Consider the following 21,777-nt stretch of genomic DNA (forward strand, 5'->3'; position numbering starts at 1 on the left):
GCACACAACGTGGACACGTCAGAACACCGGAAGGTTGCGCGCGAGTGTCCGCCGGCTGACGTTCGGGTGCTCCGTGACCCTTTCCGGAGCGCCCGATCGAGCGACTGCCGCACGCGGAGGGGATTGACACCGCAGTAGATTGAAATGTGGTGTTGTGTCCTGGCGGGGGTGCGCATCAAGACGGTCTGCACTGCCGGCTTAGGGAAGTGATCCCGGTGACCGATGATTGGGGCGACCCGGACCTGGTCACGGCGCGGGCCAGGGAGAGGTTGCTGTCCGGTGAGGTCGTTCTGGGAGGCCCGCGCGGTGCCATCCTGAGCTCGTGGCAGCGGTGTCAGTTGCTGGCCATCAACCCCGACGGATGGGCCCCGCCCTACGAGGCCGATCTCGACCTGGACGCCCCCTTGGTCCGCGCGGCCGGGCCGACGCTCGACTGGCTGCAGTCCCGGATCACCGGCACCCGGGCCCGGGTGTCACTCGCGGACAGCCAGGGGCGGAAACTCATGCGCCGCGTCGGCGAGCCGTCTCTGGCCCGCCGTCTCGACGCCGTCTCCGACGCCCCCGGCTTCGGCTTCGCCGAACACGCGGTCGGCACCAACGCCATCGGCCTGGCACTGGTCGAACGGCGGCCCTGCCACGTCCTGGGCGCGGAACACTTCACCGAGCACACCCAGCACGACGCCTGCGTGAGCGTGCCCATCCGCAACCCCCTCGACGGCCACCTGGAAGGGGTCATCGACTTCGCGTGCGACGTGGCCGATGTCACCCCGGAGGCCGAATACCTCATGTACGAGGCGGGCCACGCGATCGAACGGCGGATCCTGGAGCTGGCGAGCGAGCGCGAACGCGCCCTGCTGCGGACGTATGTGGCGGCCGAACGGCGGGTGCACGCACTGGCCCACTCCGCGGGAACGCCGGTGGCCCCTGGCGCGCTGCCCGGCGGCGGGTACGAAGCCCCGCCGATCCTGCGGGAGAAGGCCGCCGAGCTCGTCGGGGCCGGTCGCCGGGCCGCCGTAGAGGTGCCGCTGGGACACGGTCTGACCGCCACGTTGCTGTGCAGGCCGCTGGTGACCGCCTCCGGCGTTGCCGGGTTCGCCGTAGAGGCTCTCTTCCCTGACGGCCCGCTCCAGCACGTCACGCCGAGTGTGCCGGACACCGTCGGGGTGCCGCAGCCGGACGGTCCGCAGCGAGCGAGCGCCGACACCCCACCAGCACCGCGACCACGCCGTCCGGACCCGGCGTCGTACCCGATGCCCGGAACACGCGACATGCCCGGCGCCACTGGGCCCGCCGCTCCCCGCCGCACCACGGGCGTGCAGCTGATCAGCGTGGGAGAGCAGGGGATCGGCCGTCTCGCGGTGGCGTCGCGGCGACGCCTGAGGCTGTTGATCGAGGCCGCCGCGCACATCGGCACCACCCTCGACGTGACCCGTACCGCGGAGGAACTCGTCCGGGCGGCCGTGCCCGAACTCGCCGACCTGGCCATGGTGGACCTGGCGGAGCCGGTCCTGCGCGGGGAGGAACCCGGCAGCGCGATCGAGCCGGGCACCATGCTGCGCCGCACCGCCCTGCACGGGTTCCACGAGGGACTCTCCCTGTACCCGGTGGGTCATGTGGCCGGCTTCCTGGCCACCACCCCGCAGGCACGCTGCCTGGCCGCCGGCCGGGCCGTACTGGAGGCCGACCTGAGTGCGGCGCCGGGCTGGAAGGCACAGGATCCCGAACGCGTCGAGCGGATCCTCGCGCAGGGGATCCACTCGCTGATCACCGTCCCCCTGATCGCCCGTGGCGTCACTCTGGGCGTGGCCAGCTTCTACCGCCGGACCCAGCCGGAACCGTACGAGGAGGACGATGCGGCCCTGGCCTCGGAGCTCGCCACGCGTGCCGCGCTGTGCCTCGACAACGCCCGCCGCTACACCCGCGAACGCGCCACCGCGCTCACCCTGCAGCGCAGCCTCCTGCCCCGGGAGCTTCCCGAACAGAGCGCGGTCGAGGTCGCCCACCGCTATCTGCCGGCCCGCGCCGACGTGGGCGGCGACTGGTTCGACGTCATCCCGCTGTCCGGGGCCCGCGTCGCGCTCGTCGTGGGTGACGTCGTCGGGCACGGCCTGCACGCCGCGGTCACCATGGGCCGGCTGCGCACCGCCGTCCACAGCTTCGCCACCCTGGACCTCGCCCCGGACGAACTCCTCGCCCGTCTCGACGACCTCGTCATCGACTTCGACCGGAGCCGGACCGGCGGACCGGACGACGCCGAGATCATCGGCGCGACCTGCCTGTACGCCGTCTACGACCCGGTCTCCCAGACCTGCACGCTGGCCCGCGCGGCCCATCCGCCGCCCGTCGTGGTGCACCCCGACGGCAGGGTGGAGACTCCCGACCTGCCCGCAGGCCCGCCCCTCGGTCTGGGCGGCCTGCCCTTTGAAACAGGTGAGCTGCGCCTGACCGAGGGCAGTCAGCTCGTGCTCTACAGCGACGGGCTCATCGAGGACCGCGACCGGGACATCGACGACAGCCTCGACCTCCTGCACCGGGCGCTGGCCCACCCCGACCGAACCCCGGAACAGACCTGCCGGGCCGTCCTGGACGCCCTCCCCACCCCGCACAGCAGCGACGACGTCACCCTGCTCGTCGCCCGGACCCGCGCCCTTCCGCCCGCGGACATCGCGCGCTGGGACGTGCCGGACGATCCCGCCGCCGTCTCCGACATCCGCGCCGCCGCTCTGCGGCAGCTGTCCGAGTGGGGACTCGACGAAGCCGCCTTCACCACCGAACTCGTCCTCAGCGAGCTGGTCTCCAACGCCATCCGGCATGCCAAGGGCCCCATCCAGGTACGTCTCCTCCGTGACCGCACCCTGATCTGCGAGGTCTCCGACGGCAGCAGCACCGCACCCCATCTGCGCCATGCCGCCGACACCGACGAGGGCGGCCGCGGTCTGTTCCTGGTCGCCCAGCTCGCCGACCGCTGGGGCACCCGCTACACCTCGCACGGCAAGGTCATCTGGGCCTCGCAGCCCCTCGGCTGACACGACTGAATACGGCCGACGCGGCTGACATATGCGTGCTCACGGCAGTTGTCCGAATCGAAACATCCGCTCGACGGCCTCTCGGGCAGTGGCGGCCAACGGCGCTACTCATCGGTAGACGCCGACAACCTGCGCTTCTTTCGCGTGCCCCGCGTCGCCGCAGCTCGCCGTTGTGCAAACGATATCTCGGCACCCTCATCTTGTTTGGCTCAAAGTATTGACCCGCCAGAAACCTCGGTGCAAAGGTTTGCGCACTCTGAGGGCCGGATTCACGAAGGAGTGTCATCCATGCGCCGTTTGCCCTGTTCACGAAGAATCGCCGTACGCCTGGCCGCCCTGCCGGCGGCGGCCCTTCTGGTCGCCGCCTGCGGCTCCAGTGGGGGCAGCGGGAGCGCGAGTGGCGGCAAGACCGTCTACATGCTGCTGCCCAACACCACGACCGTGCGCTTCACCACTCAGGACGGCCCCGACTTCAAGGCCGCGATGAAGAAGGCGATGCCCGACGCCAAGGTCGTCATCCAGAACGCCGAGAACGACCCGCAGAAGCAGGTCCAGCAGGTCGAGACCGCCATCTCGGGCGGCGCCTCCGCGATCGTGCTGGTCGCCGCCGACCCCTACATCGCCGGCGGCGCGCTCCAGAAGGCGTCGGTCGCCAAGGTCCCGGTGCTGCTCTACGACCACGACGCCCGTGGCGGCCCGGCGGCGGCACAGGTCGTCTTCAACTCGCTGTCGGTCGGCCAGAACCAGGGCCAGGACGCCGCCAAGCTGCTCGCCGGCGGCACCGCCGCCAAGCCCAAGGTCATCGCCCGCATCTACGGCAACCAGGGCGACTACGGCACGACCCAGTACAAGAAGGGCCAGGACCAGTACATCCAGCCGCTGGTGAAGGCCGGAAAGGTCAAGGTCGCCTGCGAGACCTACACGCCCAACTGGGACCCGGCCAAGGCGCAGTCCGAGATGGAGCAGTGCCTCACCAAGACCGGCAACAAGATCGACGCCGTGGTCGTGATGAACGACGGCACCGCCGGTGGCGCCATCGCCGCGCTCAAGGCCCAGTCGCTGACCGGCAAGGTGCCGGTGATCGGCGGTCAGGACGCCGACCTGCAGGCCGTCCAGTACATCCTGCTCGGCTACCAGTACAGCACCGTCTACAAGCCGTTCAAGCTGCAGGCATCCAAGGCCGCCGAGTTGACGGTCCAGCTGCTCAAGAACGGCAAGATCGCCAAGAGCGACATCTCCGGCTACGTGGACAACGGCTTCATGAAGCCCGGCGTCCCGGCGGTCTTCCTCCCGGTCCAGGACTTGCACGCCGACACGGTCTCCACGCTCGTCAAGGACGGCGTATGGACCTGGAAGCAGATCTGCACGGGTGCCACCGCGGCGACGGACACCTGCAAGAAGGAAATGGGATGAGCAAGGAAACGGCCGCCGTGACCACGGCGGCCCCGCTCCTCGAACTCCGCCAGGTGGTCAAGCTCTTCGGCGGTGTGCACGCCCTGGAAGGCATCGACCTCACCGTCGGCCCCGGCGAGATCGTGGCCGTGGTCGGTGACAACGGAGCGGGCAAGTCGACCCTGATGAAGATCATCTCCGGGCTGCAGCCCGCCGACGGGGGCGAGATCCGCTTCGACGGCAAGACCGTCGAACTGCGCCGCCCGGTCGACTCCACCGCGCTCGGCATCGAGACCGTCTACCAGGACCTCGCGCTCTGCGACAACCTCGACACCGTCCAGAACCTCTTCCTCGGCCGGGAGGAGACCAGCTCCCTCCTGCGCGGCGCGCGCCTGCGCCGCGCGGACATGGAGCACCGGGCGCAGGAGACCATCCGCCGCCTCGGCGCGAAGATCCCCTCCCTGCGCACCCCGGTCGGCCGTCTCTCCGGCGGCCAGCGGCAGTCCATCGCCGTCTGCCGCTCCACCCTCTCCAACCCGCGGCTCGTGCTGATGGACGAACCGACCGCGGCGCTCGGCGTCGAGCAGAGCACCGGCGTACTCGACCTGATCCGCCGGCTGCGCACCGAGCACGGCTGCGCGATCGTGCTGATCTCACACGCCCTGCGCGACGTCCTGGAGGTCGCCGACCGCATCGTCGTCCTGCGCCTGGGCAACAAGGTCGCCGAGTTCGACAACAGCGACCGCACCACCAGCTCGGACCAGCTCGTCGCCGCCATCACAGGAATCTCGGCCCCATGACCACATCGAACCAGTCGCCCGCGGCCGTCGCCGCCACGTCCTCCCCGCCGCCCGTCGCGCGCGTCGAAGGCCGCCAGTCCCGCCGCCGGCAGATGCTCGACGCCATCGCCGGACGGTACCGATTCGTCCCCGTCGTCCTCATGCTGGCCGTGATCTGGGCCTTCTTCACCGCCCAGGACAGCGCGTTCATGGGCAACCGCAACATCACCAACCTGCTGGTGCAGATCGTCGTCACCGCGACGATCGCCCTGGGCATCGTCTTCGTCCTGCTGCTCGCCGAGATCGACCTCTCGGTCGCCGCCAACAGCGGCGCGGCGGCGGCACTCACCGCGATCCTCGTGGTCAACCACTCCTGGCCCGCCTGGCTCGGCCTGCTGGCCGGGATCGCGGCCGGGGCGGTGATCGGCCTGATCCAGGGAGCCGTCGTCACCCAGTTCGGGGTGCCGTCCTTCGTCGTCACGCTGGGCGCCCAGCTCATGCTGCTCGGCGCGATCCTCGTCCTGCTGCCCGGCGGCACCGGACAGGTCAGCCTCTTCGGCACCGGTATCGCCACCCTGTCCAGCACCTACCTCCCACCCGCCCTGGGCTGGGCGCTCACGGCCGCGGGCATCGTCGCGTTCGTCCTGCTGCGCCTGCTGGCCCTGGGCGAGTCCCGGCGCCGGGGCATCGACATGAGCCTGGTGCGCGAGGTCGTCGCCCCCGGCATCCTGGTCGGCGCCGCGAGCGTCACCGCCGTGGCGGTGCTCAACAGCTATCTCGGTGTGCCCCTGCCCGTGGTGATCCTCTTCGCACTGCTCATCGTGTTCAGCTACATCACCACGCAGACCCGCTTCGGCCTGCACCTCTACGCCGTAGGCGCCAACCCGGACGCCGCCCGCCGGGCCGGCATCCCGGTGGCCCGGGCCAAGATGATCGCCTTCAGCCTGGCGGGCGCGCTCGCCGCGCTCGGCGGCATCCTCGCCGCCTCACGCCTGCTCGGGGTGTCGGCCTCCTCCGGTACCGGCACGGTGCTGCTGGAGTCCATCGCGGCGGCCGTGATCGGCGGGACGAGCCTCTTCGGCGGGCGCGGCAGCGTCTGGGACGCCCTGCTCGGCGCCCTGGTGATCGGCTCCATCTCCAACGGCCTCGACCTGATCGGTGCGGAGACGGTGGTCAAGTACGTCGCCGAGGGATCCATCCTCGTTCTCGCGGCGACTGTGGATTCGATCCTCACCCGTGGCAGTGTCTTCGCCCGAGCGACCAAGTAGCGCGGGTCCGCCGCGGAGACCGCCCTCGTAAGGAGCCCCGATGCCTTCCAGCCAGGACCAGACCCCCGGTCCGGTCGACCCCTCCCGCCGACGCCGTCCCACCCTGACGGACGTCGCCGCGATGGCCGGAGTGTCCGTGTCCACGGTCAGCCGGGCTCTGGACGGCAACCCCCGCATCCCGGGGGAGACCCGGCAGAAGGTCGTCGAGGCGGCGACCGCGCTGGGCTTCAGGCGCAACATCTCGGCGCGGTCCCTGCGCACCCAGTCCTCCATGCTCGTCGGCGTCGTCGTCCCCGACATCGCCATCGCCTTCTACGCCACGGTGCTCAAGGCCGCCCAGAACGTGCTGGAGGCCGCCGGCTACCAGGTCGTCGTGATGAACACCGAGCGCGACGCCCAGCACGAGACCGTCGCCCTGCGCACCCTCCAGGACCGCCAGGTCGACGGACTGCTGGTCGCCACCAGCGGCGGGTACGTCCCGGACCGCGGACCGGTCGTGTTCTTCGACCACGTCATCCCGGACACCGGCCTCGGCTACGTCAGCCCGGACAACGCCGGCGGCATGACCACCCTCGTGGAACACCTCGCCGTCGTCCACGGCCACACCAGGATCGCCTTCCTGGGCGTGCCGCCCGGCCCCACCGCCCGCACCCAGCGGATGGAGCACGCCCCCGCCACCGAACGCCTGGAGGCCTTCCGCAACGTCATGGGCGCCCGGCGGCTGCCGGTGCCCCCGGAGTACCTGGCCTACGGCGACCACGAGTGGACCGAGGCCAGCGCGCAGCAGGCGGTGGCCGAACTGATGCGGGTGGCCGAGCCGCCGACCGCGATCATCGCGGCGGGCGACACCCTCGCCCTCGGCGCGCTCCGTCAACTCCGTGCCGACCAGTACAAGGTCGGCACGGACATCGCCCTGGTCTCCTTCGACGACCCGGTCTCCAGCGATCTGCTCGACCCGCCGATGACCGCCCTGCGCCGGCACGACCGCGAACTCGGCGAGATCAGCGCGCGCATGCTGCTGGACGCCCTCGAAGGCCGCAAGTCCGGCGTCGCACCGAAGACCGAGCACCCCACCGAGACCCGGGTGCCACTCGACCTGATCGTCCGGCGCAGCTGCGGCTGCGCACCGGAAACGCCTGAATCGGAGCCTCCACCATGAGCCGACGCCCCGTCACGCTCTTCACCGGCCAATGGGCCGACATGCCGATCGAGGAACTTGCACAGAAGGCGGGCAAGTGGGGCTACGACGGCCTCGAACTCGCCTGCTGGGGCGACCACTTCGACGTCCGCCAAGCAGTCACCGACCCCGGGTACGTGAAACGGCAGCGCGCCCTCCTGGACCGCCACGACCTCGACGTCTGGGCCATCTCCAACCACCTGACCGGTCAGGCCGTCTGCGACGTCCCCCTCGACCACCGGCACCGTGACGTACTGCCGCCCCACGTATGGGGCGACGGCGAACCCGAGGGGGTACGCGCCCGGGCCGCCGCCGAGATGGCCGACACCGCGCGGGCCGCCGCCGCCCTCGGCGTCACCCGGGTCAACGGCTTCACCGGCTCCAGCATCTGGTACATGCTGGCCGGCTTCCCGCCCGTCTCCGCGGAGACCATCGACGCCGGCTACGACGACTTCGTGGAGCGCTGGACCCCGATCCTGGACGTCTTCCAGTCCGAGGGCGTCGTCTTCGGACTGGAGATCCACCCCGCGGAGATCGCCTACGACTACTGGACCACCGAACGCACCCTCGACGCCATGAAGCACCCGGCGTTCGGCATCAACTTCGACCCCAGCCATCTGCACTGGCAGCAGGTCGACCCGGTCGCCTTCCTGGAGGGCCACGGCGACCGCGTGACCCACGTCCACTGCAAGGACGCCACCCGCCGCCTCAACGGCCGCAACGGCGTCATCGCCTCCCACCTCCCCTTCGGCGACCCCCGGCGCGGCTGGGACTTCCGCACCGTCGGACGCGGCGGCATCGACTGGGAGGAGATCATGCGCGCGCTCAACCGCCTCGGCTACGACGGCCCGCTCTCCGTCGAGTGGGAGGACGTCGGCCTCGACCGGGAGACCGCCGCGCCGGAAGCGCTGCGCTTCGTCCGCTCCGTGGCAGCGGAGGCCTCCGACCGGCAGTTCGACGCCGCGTTCAGCACCAACCGCTGAGCCCTCACCTCCCGTAAGTAACCCCTGTGGATTGGTAGTTGTCATGGTGGACATGCTGATCGGCGGTACCTGGACGCCCGCGCTCTCGGGCGTGGCCGAGGAAGTGACCTCGCCGTTCGACGGCGCGGCCGTGGGGACCGTACCCGTGGCCGGACCGAAGGATGTCGAGGCCGCGCTCGCGGCGGCCGAGGCGGGCGCGGCCGTCTGGCGCGCGACACCCGCCCACGAGCGGATGCGGATACTGTTCCGTGCGGCCGTGCTCGCCGACCGGAGAGCGGCGGAGACGGCGCGGCTGATCAGCGCCGAGACCGGAAAGACGATCACCGAGGCGACCGGCGAGGCGGGCCGCTCCGGCGACATCATCCGGCTGGCCGCGTTCGAGGGTGCCCATCTCTACGGCGACACCCTGCCGCTGGACGCCAACCGGGGCACCGGCCACGACAAGATCGGGTTCACGGTCCGCCAGCCCTGCGGACTGGTCGTCGCCATCACCCCCTTCAACTACCCCGCCCTGCTGGTACTTCACAAACTCGCCCCCGCACTCGCCGCCGGCAACGCCGTCGTACTCAAGCCCGCCCGCACGACACCGCTGACCGCGCTCGCGCTCGCCGCGTGCTTCGTCGAGGCGGGCCTGCCGCAGGGCGTGCTCTCCGTACTGACCGGCCCGGGCGGGGAACTCGGCGACGCACTGGTCTCGGACCCCCGGGTGCGCAAGGTCTCCTTCACCGGCTCGACCAGGACCGGCGAGCACATCACCCGCGTGGCCGGCGTGAAGAAGCTCTCGCTGGAACTGGGGGCGTCCTGCCCGGTGGTGATACTCCCGGACGCCGACATCGAAGCCGCGGCGAGCGCCGTCGCCCTCGGCGGCTACATCAACGCCGGCCAGGTCTGCATCTCCGTCCAACGCGTCATCACCCACCCCGCGATCAGCGGCGACTTCCTGGACGCGCTGGTGCCCAAGGTCGAGGCCATCCGCACCGGCGACCCCGCCTCGGCGGACACCGGCATCGGCACGCTGATCACCCGGCAGGAGGCGGAACGCGTCCACGCGTCCATCGCCGACGCGGTCTCCGGCGGCGCCCGGCTGCTGACCGGCGGTGAGCGGGACGGCGCGGTCGTCACGCCCGCGGTGGTCGCGGACGTGGCCCCCGGATCACCGTTCAGCCAGGACGAGTTGTTCGGTCCCGCCGTCGCCGTCAGCACCGCCGAGGACTGGCAGTCGGCCATCGCCCAGGCCAACGGCACCGCGTACGGGCTCGGCGCGGGCATCTTCACCAGCGACGTCAGTGGCGCCGTCCGCGCCATCCGGGAGATCGACGCGGGCACCGTGCACATCAACTGGACCCCCCTGTGGCGCGCCGACCTGATGCCCTACGGCGGGCTCAAGGGCAGCGGCATCGGCAAGGAGGGCCCGCGCGCCGCGGTCGAGGAGATGACCGAGGCCAAGACCGTGATCCTGCACGGCCGCCCCTGGTGAACACCCCCAGTCCGTGCCCCTCGTACAGCGTCGTACGCAAGGAAGGAAGCTCCCCGTGAGTGCGTCCCGTCCCGAACCCACCACACGGCTGACCGTGGCCCAGGCCGTCGTCTCCTATCTCTCCCACCAGTACAGCGACGCCGACGGCGAACGGCGGCGGCTGATCCCGGCCACCTGCGGCATCTTCGGCCACGGCAACGTCGCGGGACTCGGGCAGGCGCTCGACCAGTTCTCCGACCGGATGCCCTTCGTCCAGGGCCGCAACGAACAGGCCCTCGTCCACCTGGCCACCGGCTACGCCAAACACGCCCGGCGCCACGCCACCCTCGCCGTCACCGCCTCGATCGGGCCCGGCGCGCTGAACATGGTCACCGGCGCGGGCCTGGCCACCGTCAACCGACTGCCGGTACTGCTGCTCCCCGGCGACAGTTACGCGACCCGCCGTCAGGGCCCGGTGCTCCAGCAGTTGCAGCACCCCATCGAGGCCGACACCTCGGTCAACGACGCCTTCCGGCCCGTCTCGCGCTTCTTCGACCGCGTCACCCGGCCCGAGCAACTGCTCACGGCCCTTCCGGCGGCGATGCGGGTGCTCACCGACCCCGCCCACACCGGCGCCGTGGTCCTCTCCCTGCCGCAGGACGTGCAGTCGCACGCGTACGACTTCCCGACCGCACTCTTCCGCGACACGGTCTGGCGGATCCGCCGGCCGGCCGCCGACCCGGACGAGGTGGCGCAGGTCGCGGAGCTGCTCGCCGAGGCCGAGCGACCGCTGATCATCGCGGGCGGGGGCGTCAACTACTCAGGCGCCACAGCGGAGTTGGAGCGGCTGGCCGACCTGGCGGGTGTTCCGGTCGTCGAGACCTTCGGCGGCAAGGGCGCGGTGCAGCAGCGTGCTTGGTGGCAGCTCGGCGGCATCGGGCTCGAAGGCACGCCCGCCGTCAACGAGTTGGCGCGGGAAGCAGACTTCGTGCTTACCGTGGGCTCCCGGCTGACCGACTTCGCCACCGCCTCGCACTCGCTCTTCCAGCACCCCGACGTCCGCTTCGCCAGCATCAACCTGGACGTCCAGGACGCGGGCCGGCTGGGCGCCATAGGCATCGTGGCCGACGCGAAGCGGGCCCTGGCCGCGCTCGCCGACGAGGTCGAGGCGCGGCGGATCGCCGCTCCCGCCGACTGGCGGCAGCGTGTCGAAGCCGCGCACGCCCGGTGGGTCCCGGTGCGCGCCCAGGCCATCGACCCGGGCGTCCCCTTCAACAAGTCCTCAGTGCCCGCCGACTCCGACGTGGTCACCGACACGGACGCGGTACTGACCCAGGGCCAGCTCATCGGAGTGCTCCAGGAGCACGCGCGGTCCGGTGACATCGTCATCGCCGCGGCCGGAGGACCGCCAGGCGACCTGCAGAAGGTCTGGGACGCCACCGAGGGACGCCACTGCCATCTCGAATTCGGCTTCTCCTGCATGGGGTACGAGCTGCCCGCCGCGATCGGCGTCCGGCTCGCCGAACCCCGGTCGGAGGCCCGCGTCACCGCCTTCATCGGCGACGGCACCTTCCTGATGTCACCCACCGAACTGGTCACCGCCGCCCAGGAACGCGCCGCCGTCACGATCGTCGTCGCCGAGAACCACGGCTACCAGGTCATCCACCGCCTCCAAATGGGCCGCAACGGCGCCGAGTTCGGCAACGAGTTCCGCTACCGCAACAGCGCCCTGGACCTCACCGACGGCAAGCCCGCCCGTCTGGAGAGCGACTATCTCGACGTAGACCTGGTGAGCGTCGCGGCCGGGCTCGGTGCCCGCGCGCTCCGGGCCACCACCGCCGACGAGGTCGCCGAGGCACTCGACTCCACCCGGGACCACCAGGGCCCGGTGGTCATCGTCGTCCCCGTCATCCCACACGCCGATCTGCCCGGCGCGGGCGTCTGGTGGGACGTCGCCCCGGCCGAGGTCGCCGAACAGCCGACCGTGGCCGCACTGCGCGCCGAGTACGAGGCCGGGCTCGCCGAACAGAGGTGGTTCGGATGATCCCCTCGCCACTGGACCACGGCCGCCTGCGTCGCCAACTGGCCACCGGGGAACCGACGGTGGGCACGTTCGTCGGCGCCGCCGCCCCCGTCGTGGGAGAGGTCTGCGCCGCCGCCGGAGTCGACTGGCTGCTGCTCGACCTGGAGCACGGCGCGGGCGGTGAGGAGCAGGTGCGTGCGCTCGTGCCGGCCGCCGCCGCGTACGGGGTGCCCACCGTCGTCCGCGTCGAGTCGGCGGCCCGCATCCGCGTCGGGCGGGTGCTCGACCTGGGCGCGGCCGGCGTGATGCTGCCCCGGCTGGACAGCGCGGACGAAGTCGCCGCCGCGCTAAGGCACTTGCGCTATCCGCCGGCCGGTGACCGGGGTGTGGCCACCTACAACCGGGCCTGCCGCTTCGGTCTCGACCCCGGGGCGCTGGACCGTGAGGAGGACCGGCCCCTGGGTGTGGTGCAGATCGAGTCGGCCGCCGCCCTGGACGACGTCGACAAGATCGCCGCACTGGACGGCGCCGATGTGCTCTTCGTCGGCCCCCGCGACCTCAGCCACGACCTCGGCGTCCCCGGACAGTTCAACTCGCCTGTCTACACAGCCGCGTTGGACAAGGTCCGCGCCGCCGCCACGGCACACGGCAAGTCGTGCGGCCTGCTGGTCAACGACGGCGCCGGAGCGGCGGCCCGCATCGCCGAAGGCTGGACCTTCGTCGCCATCGGCTCCGACTCCACCCTGCTCGCCGCAGCCGTCACCGCCCATCTCGAGCAGGCACGCACCGCGTCCTGATCCCGCACAACCCTGGAGCACAACCATGACCAACGGCAAGGAATCCGACGGCTCCGAGGACGCGGCAACGCTCGGTGTGGGCCTGATCAGCGTGGGCTGGATGGGCAAGCTGCACACCCGCGCCTACCAGGCCATCCCCGTCGTCTACCCCGAACTCGGCCTGCGGCCAAGACTCGTGCACGCCGCCGACACCGCACCCGACCGCGCGGCCTACGCCCGCGACGTGCTCGGCTACGCCAGAGCCTCCGCCGACTACCGCGAGGTCCTCGCCGACCCCGAGGTCGACGTGGTCTCCATCTGCGGGCCCAACCACGTGCACCGCGAGATCGCCGTCGCCGCCGCCGAGGCGGGCAAGCCGTTCTGGATCGAGAAGCCGGTCGGACGCAGTGTCGCCGAGACCGCCGCGGTCGCCGCCGCCGCCCACGCGGCCGGCGTCGAGACCTCGGTCGGCTACAACTACCGCGGCGCACCGGCCGTCGAGCGCATCCGCGAACTGGTCGCGGACGGCACGCTCGGCCGGATCACCAACGTCCGCTCCGTCTTCTACTGCGGCTACGCGGCCGAGCCCAAGGGCGCCCTCTCCTGGCGCTTCCGCCGCGAGTTCGCGGGCAGCGGCGCACTCGGCGACCTGCTCAGCCATGTCGTCGACCTCGTCCAGTACGTCGTCGGACCCATCCGCGAGGCCAGCTCACTGCTCTCCACCGTGTACACCGAGCGGCCCGTCCTGCCCATGGGCTCCGGCACCCACTTCGCCGTCATCGAGAACGGCGAGATGGCACCGGTCGAGAACGACGACCACGTCTCCGCCCTGGTCCGCTTTGCCGACGGCCCGCACACCACCGGCGCGGTCGGCACCCTGGAGGCCTCCCGCGTCATCGTCGGCCCGCAGTGCGGACTCGCCATCGAGGTCTACGGCACCGACGGCTCCGCGTCCTGGAACTTCGAGCGGCTCAACGAACTGCAACTGTGCCTCGGGCGCGGTGGACCCAACGTCGGCTACACCACCGTTCTCGCCAACGCCTCCATGGGCGACTACGCGCGGTTCCAGCCAGGACCGGCCAACAGCATGGGCTTCGACGACCTCAAGGTGATCGAGGCCAAGAAGTTCCTCACCGCGCTGGCCGGCGGCGAACAGCGCAACGCGACCATCTACGACGCCCACCAGGACGCCGAGGTCCTCGCCGCCGTCGCCGCCTCGGCCGAGGACGGACGCTGGCACCCCGTCAGCACCGTCCCCGACGCCGCCTACGGGCGCACGCCGCACGTCGGGGCGAGCCATGCCTGATCCCACCGTCGTCGCCCTCGGCAGCGTCGACCCCGCGCTGGTGCGGGGGCCACTGCGGGGACAGGCCGCCTTCGTGCCCCACCCGGGGCCGGACGACCTGGCCGCGGCCGTCGGCGCGATCGTCCGTGCCGACGCCGTGGTCGACCGTGACGCACTGGACCGGATGCCCAACTGCCGTGTCCTGGCCCGCACCGGCGTCGGTGTCGACCTGGTGGACGTGGCCGAGGCGACCGCGCGCGGCATCGCGGTGGTCATCACCCCGGACAGCGGCTCCCAAGCCGTCGCCGAGGGCGTCCTGGGCATGGCCCTGCACTTGATCAAACGCTTCGGACCACTGAACCGCCTGGTACGGGAGGGCCAGTGGGCGCGGCGCGCGGAGATCCCGGTCGGCGACCTGTCCGGCTCCCTCATCGGGATCATCGGCTACGGCCGCATCGGGCGCCGGGTCGGCGTACTCGCGGAGGCCTTCGGGATGCGGGTGCTGGCCCACGACCCGTTCGCCACGCCTCCCGACGCGGTCAACTGCCCCGATCTGAGCGAACTCGTCGCGCACAGCGACGTCATCACCCTGCATGTGCCGCTCTCGGACACCACCCGCCACCTGGTGGACCGCCGTTTCCTCACGGCGGTCAAGCCGGGGGCGGTGCTGGTGAACTGCGGTCGCGGCGGACTGGTGGACCTCGACGCCGTACAGGACGCGCTCCTCGCCGGCCGCCTCTCCGGCGTCGGCCTGGACGTCTACGACCCCGAACCGCCCGCCCACCACCCGCTCTTCGACCACCCCGACGTACTGCTCACCCCGCACCTGATGGGCATGAGCATCCGCGCCGAGGCCGCGACCTACACCGACGCGGCCCAAGGCGTCGCCGACGTACTGGCCGGACGGCGTCCGGCCGCGCTTGCCAACCCCGGGTGGATGCCCGCCAGTTGTGCCAAGGAGAGAACGAGATGACCCTGCTGGACGACAAAGTGGTGCTGGTCAGCGGCGGCAGTCAGGGAGTCGGCGGCGCCGTCGCCCGAGCCGCGGCCCGGGAGGGCGCGGCGGTGCTTCTCACCGGTCGCCGGACCGAGCCCGGCGAGGCACTGGCCGCCGAACTCACCGCCCTGGGAGCCCAAGCCGCCTTCGTCAGGGCCGACGTGGCCGACGTGGAGCAGGCCAGGGCGTCGGTGGCCGCCGCGGTCGCCCGATTCGGCCGGGTGGACTGCCTGGTCAACTCCGCGGGCCTGACCTCGCGCGGTTCGCTGCTGGACACCACGCCGGAGCTGTTCGACGCGCACATCGCCGTCAACCTGCGCGCACCGTTCTTCCTGATGCAGGGCGCCGTCGCCGACATGCTCTCCCGGCACGCCCCCGGCACGATCGTCAACATCATCTCCACCTCCGCGCACTGCGGCCAGCCCTTCCTGACGCCGTACTCGACCGCCAAGGCCGCCCTGGCCGGGCTCACCCGCAACGCCGCGCACGCCCACCGCTTCGACCGCATCCGCATCAACGGGCTCAACATCGGGTGGACGGACACCGAGGGCGAGGACGCCACCCAGCGCGCCTTCCACGGCGCCGGCGACGACTGGCGCGAACAGGCCGCGAAGAACCTGCCCATGGGCCGCCTCGGCCGGACGGACGAGATCGCCGACTTCGTCGTCTTCCTGCTCTCGGACCGCAGCGGAGTCGTCACCGGGTCCGTCGTCGACTGGGACCAGAACGTCATCGGCGCCATCGACTGAAGGCACGCACGCGCCATCCCTCCGCCAACACCGCCCGGTCCGCGTGGCGGAAGTGCACCGGTGACGGTCGGAGGTCGTGGAGGAAGCAGTTCCTCAAGGACGCGGCCCGGTGCGCCGCGCGAAAGTCACTCAGCTACCCGCTCTCCTTTTACCCGGAAGGCTCCTGACGTGAGCGCTCCTGTCCTGTGCCACATCCCCGTGCGCCGCCTCGCCGCGGTTCTGACCGCCTCGGCGTCGGCCCTCGCGCTCACCGCGTGCGGTGCCGTCGACGGCATCGGGGGAAGCGGCAGCTCCGCATCGCCCAAGAAGGGCGACGACATCACGGTGGGGCTGCTCCTGCCCGACAAGGACACCGCACGCTTCGAGGACTTCGACCACCCCGTCATCAAGAAAGAGGTCGCCACCCTCACCCACGGCAAGGGCAGGGTCGTCTACGCCAACGCCGAGGCGAGCCAGGACAAACAGAGCCGGCAGTTCCAGCAGATGGTGGCCCAGAAGGTCGACGTCATCCTGGTCGACGCGCTGGACGCCAAGGCCATCGCCCCGGACGTCCAGAAGGCGAAGGACGCCGGCATCCCCGTCATCGCCTACGACCGGCTCGCCCAGGGCCCGATCGCCGCGTACGTCTCGCACGACAACGAACTCGTCGGCGAGGTCCAGGGCCGCGCCGTCCTCGAGGCGCTCGGCAGCAAGGCGGCGACGAGCAGGATCGTCATGATGAACGGCGACCCCGAGGACACGAACTACTCCAAGTACAAGCAGGGCGCCCTCAGCGAACTAGAGAACAAGGTCCGGATAGCCAAGGAGTACGACACCACCGGGTGGTCGCCGAAGGTCGCCGAGGCCAACATGAAGAAGGCGATCCAGGCGGTCGGCCTCGACAACATCGCCGCCGTCTACGCGGCCAACGACGGCCTCGCGGGCGCCGTCATCCAGGCCCTCAAGGACGCGGGCGCCACGAAGATCCCGCCGGTGACCGGCCAGGACGCGAACCTGGACGCCGTGCAGCGGATCGTCTCCGGCGAGCAGTACATGACCGCGTACAAGCCGTTCCTGGAGGAGGCCACCCGCGCCGCGGAGATGGCGGTGTACAAGGTCCAGGGCCGCGACATCCAGTTCGACGCGCTGACCCGGGACACCGTCGACAGCCCCACCGAGAAGAAGATCCCCGCGATGCTGGTGCCGGTCGTCTCCCTCACGAGGGACAACATCAAGGACACGGTGATCGCGGACGGCGTCTACTCCGTCAAGGACATCTGCACCTCGAAGTACGCGACGGCCTGCGCCGCGATCGGCCTCCGGGGCTGAGCACCGTTCGCGCGCCGCAGCACCGCGCGCCGCCTAGTAACTGTCGTAGCTGGGCCTGCCGTTCGGCCGGTAGACGCCGACGACGGTGCCGCCCTTCGTCGTCGAGACACTGACCGGCTCCAGCGCGGTGGGGATGGCGCCGTCGGCGAACAGCCGCTTGCCGGTGCCGATGATCACCGGGTGGATGGTCAGCCGGTACTCGTCGACGAGGCCGTTCTTCATGAGGGTCTGGGCGAGGTCGCCGCTGCCGACGACATTGATGGGGCCGCCGTCGGACGCCTTCAGCGCGCGTACGGCGTCGACGGTGTCGCCCTCCAGCAGCGTGGAGTTCTGCCAGTCGACGGACGTCAGGGTCCGGGACGCCACGTACTTGTGCATGCCGTTCATCCGGTCCGTGAACGGGTTGGCGGGATCGGCGGTCGGCCAGTACGACGCGAAGATGTCGTACGTCTTGCGGCCGAGCAGCATCGCGTCGGAGTCCTGGTACCAGCCGGCGATGGCCACCCCGACCTCGTCGTCGTCCACCGGTTTCTGCCAGCCGCCGTGCTCGAAGCCGCTCTCCGCGTCCTCGTCCGGACCGCCCGGCGCCTGCATGACGCCGTCCAGCGTCAGAAACGTACAAACGATGATCTCGCGCATGGTGCGCTCCTTTCGTCGACAGGTAGACCGCACGTCCGCCGGAAACTCATCGGTGGGACTTCCGTGGCGCGTCACCGGGGGTCTGGTGCGCGCACCCGCAACCGAAGTCCCGCTCCGACGCCTGGACGATCCCTTTGGGCGATCTGCTCAGCCGCCCAGGATGCCCGGCGCCGCCAGCGCCGCCAGCAGCGTCGTGCCCACCAGCAGCCATGCCACGTAGTCGCCGATGTGCCCGGACTGCAGGCGTCGTAGCGGAACTGTCCATGACGACTCGCCGAGCGGCTTCGGGTGGGTCACGGCGAGCGCGGCCAGGGCGAGGGCCAGCAGGGTCGAGGTGAGGCCGAGGAGTACCCCGGCGAGGGTCCAGTGCGGCGAGGGGGCGGCCGCGCCGGACACGGCGTGCCCGACCGCGGTGGCGAAGCCGGGTACCGCGCCCACGGCGAGGGCTCCGACCAGCAACACGGCGGGGACCGCGGTCATGGTGCCCGGCGCCCGGCTCAGCCGGTGCCGGGTCTCCGGTTCCTCCCCGATGCCCGTCGTCTCGTACGACGACTCGTCGCCGGGCCGGGAGCCGAGGCCGAAGAACACCCGCGCGGCGACCCGGAGCACCGCGCCCGCAGTCACCGCCGACACGGCGACGAACAGCACGGTCAGCGGGCCGCCCACCGCCTCCTCCAGCACCGCCTTCCCGAGTCCGGTGCCGAAGGGCGGCAGACCGGCGAGGCTCAGCGCGCCCACGACGTAGAGGACGGCGACTGCGCGCAGTTCGCGGGCGCGTCCGTGCAGGGCGTGTTCGTCCACCGAGCCGTACCGGTCGAGGAGTACGCCGGTGCAGGCGAACAGGGCGGCCTTCACCCCGGCGTGGCCCAGGATGTAGAGGGCGACTCCGTCGTCGGCCTCGGCGCCGAGGCTGCCGATACCGATGAGGAAGAGCCCCATGTGGGCGACCGTGGAGTAGGCCAGCAGCCGTTTGACGTGCCGCTGGTACCAGCACATGACCGCGCCGACCGCGGCGGTCAGCACACCGAGGACGACGAGGGCGCGCTCCAGGTCGGACGCCGGGATGCCGCCCGGGCCGGAGAACACCGTCCGGTACACCCGCCAGACGCCGTACGCGCCGAGTTCGACCATCACACCCGACAGCAGCATGCACACGGGGGTCGGCGCGACCGCGTGCGCGTCCGGCAGCCAGAAGTGGAACGGCACGGCCGCGGCCTTCACCAGCAGGCCGGTCAGGACCAGTGCGAAGGCCGCGAGGGTGAGGGCGTCGGGGCCGCCGTGGCGGTCGAGGCCCTGGCCGATCTTCGTCATCGCGAGTTCGCCGGTGCGGGCGTACAGCAGGGCGATGCCCGTCAACATGGCATACGCACCAAGGGAGTTGAGGACACCGAACGACAACGCGCCCTGGACGGCCTTCGGTTCCTCGACGCGATGACCGGTCAGCGCGTAGGCCACCACGCTCATCAACTCGAAGAACACGAAGGCGTCGAAGAGGTCTCCCGCGATCGCGAAGCCGCACATGCCGCCCTGGAACAGCAGCATCAGGGCGGGGAAGGAGCCCGCGTGACGGCGCGGCGGCTCGTCGAAGTAGCGCCAGGAGTACGCCAAAGCCGCCACCGTCAGCAGCGAGGCGAGCGCGGCCATGCCGAGCCCGGGGCCGTCCCCGACGAGGACGATCCCGACGCCCTCGCCGCCCCGGGGAGTCCAGCCGCCCACCCAATCGGTCATGGGAGGCGAGGAGTTGAGGAGGAGCGCGATCGCGAGTCCCGCCGTGCCCGCGGCGACGAAGCAGCCCGTGGTCTCGGCGACGGCACGGGAGAGGTGGCGTCCGGCGGCGACCAGGAGGGTGGCTCCGAGCAGGGGGACGGCGACGAGGACCGGAAGCAGGTGGTGCATCAGCCGCGCAGCTCCGAGAGTTCGTCCGGGTCGACCGTGCCGTGGAGTTTGGAGATCTGCAGGACGAGGGCCAGCAGGACGGCGGTGACCGTGGCCCCCACGACCACGTCGGTGAGGGCGAGGGCCTGGACCACCGGATCGACGACCGGGCGGGAGCCGGGCTTCAGGTCGGAGAAGACGGGAGCGGTGGCGCCGTCGCGGTAGCCGACGGCCAACAGCAGGACGTAGGTGGATGATTGACACACCGCCAGACAACCCACGGCGTGGATGAGGTTCCGGCTGGTCACCAGTCCGTAGCAGCCGACGAGGAACACCCAGACGGCGACGAGATACGGGAACACCGACATCACTTCTCGCCGCCCTTCTCGATCTCCACGGCCTGGTCCAGGAAACGGGCGAGCAACACGACGACCGCGCAGGCGACCTCCATGCCGATGGCCGCGTTCAGGAGGGGGACGGTGCCGCCCGAGGAAAGGGTGTTGAAGGTGCCGTAGGGAAGGAAGTTGGCGAGGAAGGCGGTGCCGGCGACCAGTCCGGCGAGGCCCAGGACGAGGTAGGCGGAGGCGGCGAGGGCGTCGGCGATCTCGTAAAAGCCGACCGGGCGGATGCGTTCCAGGGCGCGGTAGTCGACGCCCAGGTAGAGCAGGTGCAGGGCGGTCGCCAGGACGACACCGCCCTGGAAGCCGCCGCCCGGGCTGAGTTGGCCGTGCGCGATCACGTACAGGCCGGTGACGACGGCCACGGGGAGGACGAGGAGGGCGAACCGGCGTACGGGGACGGCGACTTGCTCGGGTTCGGGTGCGGCGCGGTGTTCGTCGCGAGTCTGGCGCAGCAGGACGACGGTGCCGAGGACGGACGCGAAGAGGATGCTCATCTCGCCGAGCGTGTCGAAGGCGCGCTGGTCGAAGTTGACGGAGGCGATCGTGTTCGCGGTGTGCCGGGCGAGGGAGGCGCGCACCACCCGGTCTCCGTACGGGTGTTGTGCTCCGCCGAACCTCGGCAGGCAGAAGCAGGCGGCGACGAGGAGGACCGCGAGGCCGGTGCCGCCGAGGGCCGCGACGAACAGTCGTGTCCGCCGGGTCATCGATCAGCCTCCTTCTTCCGTTGCGGCCGGCGGACCTTGCGCACGGACAGCATGATCAGCAGGGGAGTGAGGGCGGAGCCCACGGCCAGTTGGGAGAGCGCCACGTCGGGGGCCTGGAGCACGGTGAACAGGACGGCCAGGACCGTGCCGAGCACGGCCAGCACGAGCGCCTGCCGCGCGGGATCACGGACGGCCACGGCGGCGGTCGCGGACACGGCGACCAGCACCAGCGCCACGACGATCAGCGGATCATCCACGCCGGCTCCCCGCGAAGCCGCCGGACAGGGCACGGGACGCGGTGAGGTTCCCGCCGATCAACAGAGCGCCGACGACCAGGAGTTTCACCAGCGCACGCCCCGGTCCTGCGGCCACGCACACGGCGATCACGACGACACCGCCGAACCCCGCGACCGCGTACGTCAGCCCCCACGCGCGCGGCGGATCCGCCGCCAGGTCCTCCGCGAGCAGCCGTGCGAAGACGAGGGTTCCGACCGGGCCCAACAGGGCGAGCAGCAGGGCGAGATCGACGTACGACGGACGGTCGTAGCCCTCGGAGAGAAGCAGTAGAGCGGGGCAGGCAAGCGAGGTGGACAGGTTCTGTGCCACCACCCGGCGCCGCAACGGGCCCGTGGCCACGCCCCAGGCCGCCGCCCCGACGCCCGCCGCGAGCGTGGCCGTCGCGGCGACCGTCCACCCGTTCACCACCCGCTCACCGCGCGGCGCGTACCCCACGCGGCGAACGCGCCGACCAGCGCGGCCGACGCCCCCACGACGAGTTCCAGCGTGTTCACCGCGCTGATGAACACCAGCCACAGCAGGGCGAGGACCGCCCACCACGCCAGGACCTCGGCCACGCCGAGGAGCGTCGTACGCCGGTTCATGGGGCACCTCCGCCGACGAGTCCAACTCGCCCTGTTTGTTGGGTTGTTTCCGTTACGT

Annotated in this window: 19 protein-coding genes and 1 pseudogene; 13 read left to right on the top strand and 7 right to left on the bottom strand. The window is 71.3% G+C overall.

What is annotated here, in order from left to right; genetic code table 11:
- Window positions 1-206 precede the first annotated feature (206 nt).
- The 13 genes and pseudogenes from SSP08S_RS12635 (at window position 207) to SSP08S_RS12695 (ending at window position 17,219) form a co-directional block, all read left to right on the top strand.
- Complete coding sequence (locus tag SSP08S_RS12635) at window positions 207-3,026, top strand: SpoIIE family protein phosphatase (protein ID WP_019067962.1); 2,820 nt, start codon at window positions 207-209, stop codon at window positions 3,024-3,026.
- Between the two features lie 288 nt (window positions 3,027-3,314).
- The gene (locus SSP08S_RS12640) at window positions 3,315-4,439 is read left to right on the top strand and encodes an ABC transporter substrate-binding protein (RefSeq protein WP_019067963.1); all 1,125 of its coding nucleotides are present in this window, start codon (window positions 3,315-3,317) and stop codon (window positions 4,437-4,439) included.
- Window positions 4,436-5,218, top strand: a complete 783-nt coding sequence (locus SSP08S_RS12645) for an ATP-binding cassette domain-containing protein (protein WP_019067964.1) — start codon at window positions 4,436-4,438, stop codon at window positions 5,216-5,218. The genes SSP08S_RS12640 and SSP08S_RS12645 overlap by 4 nt, the downstream gene beginning before the upstream one ends.
- Window positions 5,215-6,465 carry a sugar ABC transporter permease gene (locus tag SSP08S_RS12650; protein WP_019067965.1) on the top strand — a complete coding sequence of 417 codons (1,251 nt, stop codon included), beginning with the start codon at window positions 5,215-5,217 and terminating at the stop codon, window positions 6,463-6,465. Before SSP08S_RS12645 ends, SSP08S_RS12650 begins: the two co-directional genes overlap by 4 nt.
- 40 nt (window positions 6,466-6,505) lie before the next feature.
- Window positions 6,506-7,570, top strand: a pseudogene (locus SSP08S_RS12655) (LacI family DNA-binding transcriptional regulator); the annotation flags it as partial.
- A 50-nt stretch (window positions 7,571-7,620) separates the two neighbouring features.
- Window positions 7,621-8,625: a sugar phosphate isomerase/epimerase family protein gene (locus SSP08S_RS12660; RefSeq protein WP_019067967.1), complete on the top strand. Its 1,005-nt coding sequence runs from the start codon at window positions 7,621-7,623 to the stop codon at window positions 8,623-8,625.
- Between the two features lie 43 nt (window positions 8,626-8,668).
- Window positions 8,669-10,102, top strand: a complete 1,434-nt coding sequence (locus tag SSP08S_RS12665) for an aldehyde dehydrogenase family protein (protein ID WP_019067968.1) — start codon at window positions 8,669-8,671, stop codon at window positions 10,100-10,102.
- Between the two features lie 55 nt (window positions 10,103-10,157).
- On the top strand, window positions 10,158-12,125 hold the full coding sequence (gene iolD, locus SSP08S_RS12670) for a 3D-(3,5/4)-trihydroxycyclohexane-1,2-dione acylhydrolase (decyclizing) (protein ID WP_019067969.1): 1,968 nt from the start codon (window positions 10,158-10,160) through the stop codon (window positions 12,123-12,125).
- Complete coding sequence (locus SSP08S_RS12675) at window positions 12,122-12,901, top strand: HpcH/HpaI aldolase family protein (RefSeq protein WP_019067970.1); 780 nt, start codon at window positions 12,122-12,124, stop codon at window positions 12,899-12,901. The genes iolD and SSP08S_RS12675 overlap by 4 nt, the downstream gene beginning before the upstream one ends.
- 25 nt (window positions 12,902-12,926) lie before the next feature.
- Window positions 12,927-14,186 (top strand): Gfo/Idh/MocA family protein, encoded by a 1,260-nt coding sequence (locus tag SSP08S_RS12680; RefSeq protein WP_019067971.1) that lies wholly within the window; start codon window positions 12,927-12,929, stop codon window positions 14,184-14,186.
- Window positions 14,179-15,138 carry an NAD(P)-dependent oxidoreductase gene (locus SSP08S_RS12685; RefSeq protein WP_019067972.1) on the top strand — a complete coding sequence of 320 codons (960 nt, stop codon included), beginning with the start codon at window positions 14,179-14,181 and terminating at the stop codon, window positions 15,136-15,138. Before SSP08S_RS12680 ends, SSP08S_RS12685 begins: the two co-directional genes overlap by 8 nt.
- On the top strand, window positions 15,135-15,911 hold the full coding sequence (locus SSP08S_RS12690) for an SDR family oxidoreductase (RefSeq protein ID WP_019067973.1): 777 nt from the start codon (window positions 15,135-15,137) through the stop codon (window positions 15,909-15,911). Before SSP08S_RS12685 ends, SSP08S_RS12690 begins: the two co-directional genes overlap by 4 nt.
- A gap of 198 nt (window positions 15,912-16,109) precedes the next feature.
- Window positions 16,110-17,219, top strand: coding sequence for a sugar ABC transporter substrate-binding protein (locus tag SSP08S_RS12695; RefSeq protein ID WP_019067974.1), 1,110 nt, complete (start codon window positions 16,110-16,112; stop codon window positions 17,217-17,219).
- Window positions 17,220-17,252: 33 nt separating this feature from the next.
- Here the strand turns inward: SSP08S_RS12695 and SSP08S_RS12700 are convergent, their stop codons facing one another.
- The 7 genes from SSP08S_RS12700 to SSP08S_RS12730 form a co-directional block, all read right to left on the bottom strand.
- Window positions 17,253-17,858 (bottom strand): dihydrofolate reductase family protein, encoded by a 606-nt coding sequence (locus SSP08S_RS12700; protein WP_019067975.1) that lies wholly within the window; start codon window positions 17,856-17,858, stop codon window positions 17,253-17,255.
- A gap of 147 nt (window positions 17,859-18,005) precedes the next feature.
- Window positions 18,006-19,754: a complex I subunit 5 family protein gene (locus tag SSP08S_RS12705; protein ID WP_019067976.1), complete on the bottom strand. Its 1,749-nt coding sequence runs from the start codon at window positions 19,752-19,754 to the stop codon at window positions 18,006-18,008.
- Window positions 19,754-20,101, bottom strand: a complete 348-nt coding sequence (locus tag SSP08S_RS12710; RefSeq protein ID WP_019067977.1) for a sodium:proton antiporter — start codon at window positions 20,099-20,101, stop codon at window positions 19,754-19,756. The genes SSP08S_RS12705 and SSP08S_RS12710 overlap by 1 nt, the downstream gene beginning before the upstream one ends.
- Window positions 20,101-20,838 carry an MnhB domain-containing protein gene (locus tag SSP08S_RS12715; RefSeq protein ID WP_019067978.1) on the bottom strand — a complete coding sequence of 246 codons (738 nt, stop codon included), beginning with the start codon at window positions 20,836-20,838 and terminating at the stop codon, window positions 20,101-20,103. The genes SSP08S_RS12710 and SSP08S_RS12715 overlap by 1 nt, the downstream gene beginning before the upstream one ends.
- Window positions 20,835-21,095, bottom strand: a complete 261-nt coding sequence (locus SSP08S_RS12720; RefSeq protein ID WP_019067979.1) for a Na(+)/H(+) antiporter subunit B — start codon at window positions 21,093-21,095, stop codon at window positions 20,835-20,837. Before SSP08S_RS12720 ends, SSP08S_RS12715 begins: the two co-directional genes overlap by 4 nt.
- The gene (locus SSP08S_RS12725; protein WP_019067980.1) at window positions 21,088-21,540 is read right to left on the bottom strand and encodes an MrpF/PhaF family protein; all 453 of its coding nucleotides are present in this window, start codon (window positions 21,538-21,540) and stop codon (window positions 21,088-21,090) included. Before SSP08S_RS12725 ends, SSP08S_RS12720 begins: the two co-directional genes overlap by 8 nt.
- The gene (locus SSP08S_RS12730) at window positions 21,537-21,719 is read right to left on the bottom strand and encodes a hypothetical protein (protein ID WP_019067981.1); all 183 of its coding nucleotides are present in this window, start codon (window positions 21,717-21,719) and stop codon (window positions 21,537-21,539) included. The genes SSP08S_RS12725 and SSP08S_RS12730 overlap by 4 nt, the downstream gene beginning before the upstream one ends.
- Window positions 21,720-21,777: the final 58 nt, after the last annotated feature.

The organism is Streptomyces hokutonensis (assembly GCF_000376565.1).
Classification (GTDB): domain Bacteria; phylum Actinomycetota; class Actinomycetes; order Streptomycetales; family Streptomycetaceae; genus Streptomyces; species Streptomyces hokutonensis.

Bases quoted from the DNA above. Each gene is read 5' to 3' on its own strand.
- SSP08S_RS12640 (WP_019067963.1), top strand. From the start codon at position 3,315: ATGCGCCGTTTGCCCTGTTCACGAAGAATCGCCGTACGCCTGGCCGCC.
- SSP08S_RS12645 (WP_019067964.1), top strand. From the start codon at position 4,436: ATGAGCAAGGAAACGGCCGCCGTGACCACGGCGGCCCCGCTCCTCGAA.
- SSP08S_RS12650 (WP_019067965.1), top strand. From the start codon at position 5,215: ATGACCACATCGAACCAGTCGCCCGCGGCCGTCGCCGCCACGTCCTCC.
- SSP08S_RS12660 (WP_019067967.1), top strand. From the start codon at position 7,621: ATGAGCCGACGCCCCGTCACGCTCTTCACCGGCCAATGGGCCGACATG.
- SSP08S_RS12665 (WP_019067968.1), top strand. From the start codon at position 8,669: ATGGTGGACATGCTGATCGGCGGTACCTGGACGCCCGCGCTCTCGGGC.
- SSP08S_RS12675 (WP_019067970.1), top strand. From the start codon at position 12,122: ATGATCCCCTCGCCACTGGACCACGGCCGCCTGCGTCGCCAACTGGCC.
- SSP08S_RS12680 (WP_019067971.1), top strand. From the start codon at position 12,927: ATGACCAACGGCAAGGAATCCGACGGCTCCGAGGACGCGGCAACGCTC.
- SSP08S_RS12685 (WP_019067972.1), top strand. From the start codon at position 14,179: ATGCCTGATCCCACCGTCGTCGCCCTCGGCAGCGTCGACCCCGCGCTG.
- SSP08S_RS12690 (WP_019067973.1), top strand. From the start codon at position 15,135: ATGACCCTGCTGGACGACAAAGTGGTGCTGGTCAGCGGCGGCAGTCAG.
- SSP08S_RS12700 (WP_019067975.1), bottom strand. From the start codon at position 17,858: ATGCGCGAGATCATCGTTTGTACGTTTCTGACGCTGGACGGCGTCATG.
- SSP08S_RS12705 (WP_019067976.1), bottom strand. From the start codon at position 19,754: ATGCACCACCTGCTTCCGGTCCTCGTCGCCGTCCCCCTGCTCGGAGCC.
- SSP08S_RS12710 (WP_019067977.1), bottom strand. From the start codon at position 20,101: ATGTCGGTGTTCCCGTATCTCGTCGCCGTCTGGGTGTTCCTCGTCGGC.
- SSP08S_RS12715 (WP_019067978.1), bottom strand. From the start codon at position 20,838: ATGACCCGGCGGACACGACTGTTCGTCGCGGCCCTCGGCGGCACCGGC.
- SSP08S_RS12730 (WP_019067981.1), bottom strand. From the start codon at position 21,719: ATGAACCGGCGTACGACGCTCCTCGGCGTGGCCGAGGTCCTGGCGTGG.